Source organism: Terrabacter sp. P5_B1, from assembly GCF_056400505.1.
In genome coordinates this window covers 1-4692 of record NZ_JBFULD010000325.1, presented here as the reverse complement: position 1 = coordinate 4692, position 4692 = coordinate 1, and the positions used below count along the sequence as shown (strand labels likewise).

Sequence of the window (4692 nt, the reverse complement as noted above, 5' to 3'; positions counted from 1 at the left end):
GTTCCCTTGTTCGAAGGAGTGCGCCACACACCGACGCCCGCTGAGAACCGACAGCCTGACGGCACCCCCACCACGCATTAAAGGAGTCCGCCGCGTGTTCCTGCTGGCCATCCCGCTCGGCGTCCTCATCGGGGTCAGCCTGGGTGCCCTCGGTGGAGGAGGCTCGATCCTCACCGTCCCGGCCCTGGTGTACGTCCTCGGTCAGGACCCCCGGGACGCCACGACCAGCTCCCTGGTCATCGTGGGGATCACCTCGCTCATCGCGCTCGTGTCGCACGCCCGTGCCGGCCGGGTCCGGTTCGCCCAGGGCCTGGTCTTCGGCGCGCTCGGCACGGCCGGCTCCTTCGCGGGGACCGCACTGTCCCGGTCGGTCGCTCCCTCCACCCTGCTCCTCGCCTTCGCCGGCCTGATGCTCGTGGTTGCCGCCCTCCTGCTGCGCCGCGTCCTGAACCCCAGTGCACGTTCGGACCTCTTGGACCCGACCGTCGAGCCGATGATCACGCTGCGTCCCTTCGTGTGCGCCTGTCCCCGCGTCGCGAAGGTGGTCGTGACCGCCACGCTCGTCGGTCTGCTGACCGGGTTCTTCGGTGTCGGTGGGGGCTTCGCGCTGGTGCCGGCGCTCGTGCTGGCTCTCGGGTTCCCGATGCCCACTGCCGTGGGCACGTCGCTGCTGGTCATCGCCGTGAACAGTGCGACCGCTCTGGTCGCGCGCATGACCCACGGCGGCAGCGCCCTCGACTGGCCACTCATCACGGTCTTCACCGTCGCGGCCGTCGTCGGGAGCCTCGTCGGGGGGCGCATCGCCTCCCGCGCCAACCCGAGGCACCTCACCATGGCCTTCGCCGTCCTGCTGATCGCCGTCGCCCTGTACACGGCTGCGCGCAGCCTCTCCCTCGTCGGCTGACCATCTGCCGAGCCCAGGACTCCTCCGGGTGCGCCCGGACGGTCGAGCGGGAACATACCCCACGGGGTATGCTTTGAAGTCGGCAGTCCTGTTGCGTCGCCCCCAAGGAGCCATCCGTGATCTTCACCCAGTACTACCTCGACTGCCTCTCGCAGGCTTCGTACCTCATCGCCGACGAGACGAGCGGCAGGGCTGTCGTCGTGGACCCGCGCCGCGACGTGGCGGAGTACCTCGACGACGCCCGAGCACGGCGCCTCCAGATCGTCGGCATCATCAACACGCACTTCCACGCCGACTTCGTGTCGGGCCACCTCGAGCTGGCGCGTGAGACGGGTGCCTGGATCGGCTACGGTGAGGCCGCCGTCACCGACTTCCCCGTGCGCCAGCTCGTCGACGGCGAGCGGGTCTTGCTCGGGGACGTGACGCTGGAGGTGATGGCCACTCCCGGCCACACCCCGGAGTCGATCTCGGTGCTCGTCTTCGAGCATGCCGACGACGAGGTCGCCTACGGCGTCCTCACGGGTGACGCACTCTTCATCGGTGACGTCGGCCGGCCCGACCTGCTGGCGTCGGTGGGTGTCACGGCCGAGGAGCTGGGGCGGATGCTGTTCGACTCGGTCCAGCACAAGCTCATGGGCCTGCCGGATGCCGTTCGCGTCTTCCCGGCTCATGGTGCGGGGTCCGCGTGCGGCAAGAACCTCTCGACCGAACGTCAGTCGACCATCGGTGAGCAGCGCGCCTTCAACTACGCCTGTCAGCCGATGAGCGAGGCCGACTTCGTCGAGGTCGTCACCGCAGGTCAGTCCGCCGCGCCCGCGTACTTCGCCTACAACGCGGAGCTCAACAAGCAGGCCCGCGACCCGCGCGACATCGACGCCGTCGTTCCGGCGCTCGACGACGCGGGTGTCGAGGCGGCGCTCTCTCGCGGTGCCCGCGTCCACGACGCCCGCGACGTCCAGGAGTTTGCGATGGGGCACCTCCGCGGCTCCGTCAACGTCCCGGCCGACGGGCGAATGGCCGAGACCGTGGGGATGGTCTTCGCGCCCGACGACGAGATCATCGTCATCGCGCCCGACGGGCAGGAGCAGGAGGTCGCGACGCGCTTCGCACGGATCGGCTACGACCACGTGGTCGGCTATGTCTCGGACCCGGAGGCGTACCTCCGGTCACAGCAGGACGACGTCGTGCCAGCGAGTCGCCTCTCCGTGGCCGAGGCGGACCGCGCCGCCATCCGTGGGCAGGTGCAGCTGGTCGACATCCGCAATGCGGGCGAGCTCGAGACCGGTGGACTCCCCGGCGCCGTGCACATCCCGCTCACCGAGCTGTCGCGTCGTGGCGTCGAGCTCGACCCGACCAAGCCCGTCGTGGTCTACTGCGCCGGCGGGTGGCGCAGCTCCGTCGGTGCCAGCCTGCTGCGGTCCAAGGGCTTCGTCGACGTCTCCGACATCCTTGGCGGCTACAGCGCCTGGGACCGCGCTCACACGGCCTCCAAGTCGTGACGCCGCTGGGCTCGCCACCATGAGAGGCGAGCCCAGCGGCATACAGACGGAAGTCGTTGTGGCTCAGGCTCCTTGCTCGGACCTTGCCGCAGCCTTCTTCGCCTGCTTGAACTCTCGGACCTTGAGCAACGAGTCCGCGTCCACGACATCCGCCACCGAGCGGTAGCCGTCGAGGGCGTAGTCGCCGGCGGCTGCCTCCCAGCCCTCGGGCCGGACGCCGAGCTGCTTGGCCAGCAGCGCCACGAAGATCTGCGCCTTCTGCTTGCCGAAGCCCGGCAGCTCCTGCACGCGTCGCAGCAGCTCCTTGCCGGTGGTCGCCTCCGTCCAGAGCCGAGTGACATCGCCGTCGTAGCGGCTCTCGACGAGGGCGGCCAGCTCCTGCAGGCGCGTCGCCATCGAGCCCGGGAACCGGTGGATCGCCGGGGGCGTGCTGGCCATCGCCTTGAACTCGTCGGGGTCGGCCGCCGCGATCGCCGCGGGATCGAGCGTGCCGAAGCGGCTCAGCACCTTGTAGCCGCCGCGGAAGGCGTGCTCCATGCCGTACTGCTGGTCGAGCATCATCCCTACGACGACGGCGAACGGGTGCTCGTCGAGGACCTGGTCAGCGGCCGGCTCGTTGGCGATCTGGAAGCCCATGCAGGCATGTTCTCATGCAGTCCGTGCCGGATTCGTGGCATCGGACGCCACGGCGCACGTCAGGGCGTCGCATCGACCCAGGACGGCATGCCCGGGGCGATCCGACCGGCACCGGAGGTCAGGGTCGCGACGGTCCGCGCCACCTCCGCGACGGCGTCGGGCGCTGCCGCAACGGCCAGGCGCATGCCCTGCGGGAGGTAGTCGACAGCACCCACCTCGACGTGGGCCAGTCCTCTCAGGGCGTGCTCGACCCGCGGGCCTGACGCGTGGTCGACGTCGACGACGACACCTTCTCGCAGCTCGCGGGCCAGCACCGTCGCCTCGTCGAGTGCCCGGGTCACCGCGTCGCCGTAGGCGCGGATGAGGCCTCCGGTGCCCAGCAGGGTCCCCCCGAACCACCGAGTCACGACGGCCACGACGTCGGTCAGGCCGCGACCCCGCAGGACGTCGAGCATCGGAGCGCCCGCGGTCCCGGACGGCTCACCGTCGTCGTTGCTGCGCTGGGTCGCACCGTCCGGGCCGAGCACGAAGGCCGTGCAGTGGTGCCGGGCGTCGCGGGTGCCCGACCGCACCTGCTCGACGAACCCGCGCGCCGCCTCCTCCGACGACACCGGCGCCACGTCGCAGACGAACCGCGACCGCTTGACCTCGAGCTCGGCGGTGGCCGGGGACGCGAGGGTCAGGTAGCGGCGTGACGGGCTCAGCGGCATACCTTCCTCGGGCGCTGGGACGGAGCACTTCGAGTATGCCGGGCGCCGGGGGGAGCGCTCCCCATTGCGCGAAGCGTCGCCGTCAGTCAGGATCGGTCCGGTTTGCAGGGTCATGGACGACCTGCACCGCATCGGCACCGAGTTCGACCAGCTGTCGCGAGCCTCCATGACAACGCCGACGTGCAGCACCGCTCGAGCGGCTCGTCGGTGGTCGGCAGCGGGTCGCACCGCGCGGGCGAAGGGTCTGCGGCCCTGCCGGCACTGCAGGGGTCCAGGGACGTCGTCAGGTCCAGTCGGGAGTCCAGTCGGAGTCCAGTCGGCCGCAGGCCCCACTGGGTGGGGTCCGGACCGCGGTCGTCCGCTCGTCAGCACCGCTGTCCCCCAGGCAGCCCACGCGGTCGGCGGGGGCCACTGGATCGGGCGGCCCCCGGTTGGGGCAACCGCGTTCGAGCCACTGTCCTTCGGCCCGGTCGTGCCGGCCGGTGTCCCGGCTGCAGCCGCCAGGACCTCGGCCTGCCGATCCGCTGACGCCCCCGGCGTGGCCGCAGCCGCGCTCGTCAGCCGAGGTAGCGCTCGACGACGACGTCGACGAGCTCAGCCGGTGCGGGTTCGTGCGGGAGCAGGAGTGGGGGAGTCACGACGTCGGCGCCGGACCGAGCGGCGAGGTCGGCGAAGAACCCCGGCGCGAGCAGATAGGTCGCGACGACGACTCGACGCCCCGGAAGGCGCTGTGCAGCAACAGCATCCGCCAGTCTGGGCTCGGCAGCAGAGAGGTAGCCCGTGACGACGGGACGGCGGATGAGACGGCCGAGCGCTTCCGCCACCTGCTCGCAGTCGCCCACGGCCGACTCCTGCGAGGACCCGGCGGCGCCGAGGACGACGACGTCGTCGTCACGCAGGCCGGCGGCCGCGAGCCGACGCAGGAGCAGGCCCGCGAGGCGGT

Annotated in this window: 5 protein-coding genes; 2 read left to right on the top strand and 3 right to left on the bottom strand. The window is 71.1% G+C overall.

The features are described 5' to 3' along the window. The first annotated feature begins 94 nt into the window (after positions 1-94). Both AC1DP0_RS18325 and AC1DP0_RS18320 read left to right on the top strand, forming a co-directional pair. The gene (locus tag AC1DP0_RS18325; RefSeq protein ID WP_478087206.1) at positions 95-904 is read left to right on the top strand and encodes a sulfite exporter TauE/SafE family protein; all 810 of its coding nucleotides are present in this window, start codon (positions 95-97) and stop codon (positions 902-904) included. A gap of 116 nt (positions 905-1020) precedes the next feature. Beyond that, on the top strand, positions 1021-2403 hold the full coding sequence (locus AC1DP0_RS18320) for an MBL fold metallo-hydrolase (RefSeq protein WP_478087204.1): 1383 nt from the start codon (positions 1021-1023) through the stop codon (positions 2401-2403). A 63-nt stretch (positions 2404-2466) separates the two neighbouring features. On the opposite strand, the gene AC1DP0_RS18315 is transcribed toward AC1DP0_RS18320, so the two are convergent. The 3 genes from AC1DP0_RS18315 to AC1DP0_RS18305 all read right to left on the bottom strand — a co-directional run. Continuing rightward, a complete protein-coding gene (locus AC1DP0_RS18315; protein WP_478087202.1) occupies positions 2467-3039 on the bottom strand; it encodes an HhH-GPD-type base excision DNA repair protein in 573 nt (190 codons plus the stop codon). 59 nt (positions 3040-3098) lie between these two features. Further along, positions 3099-3863, bottom strand: coding sequence for an IMPACT family protein (locus tag AC1DP0_RS18310; RefSeq protein WP_478087200.1), 765 nt, complete (start codon positions 3861-3863; stop codon positions 3099-3101). Positions 3864-4306: 443 nt separating this feature from the next. Next, positions 4307-4692: sirohydrochlorin chelatase (locus tag AC1DP0_RS18305; RefSeq protein ID WP_478087198.1), on the bottom strand; the 386-nt coding region annotated here is incomplete at its 5' end.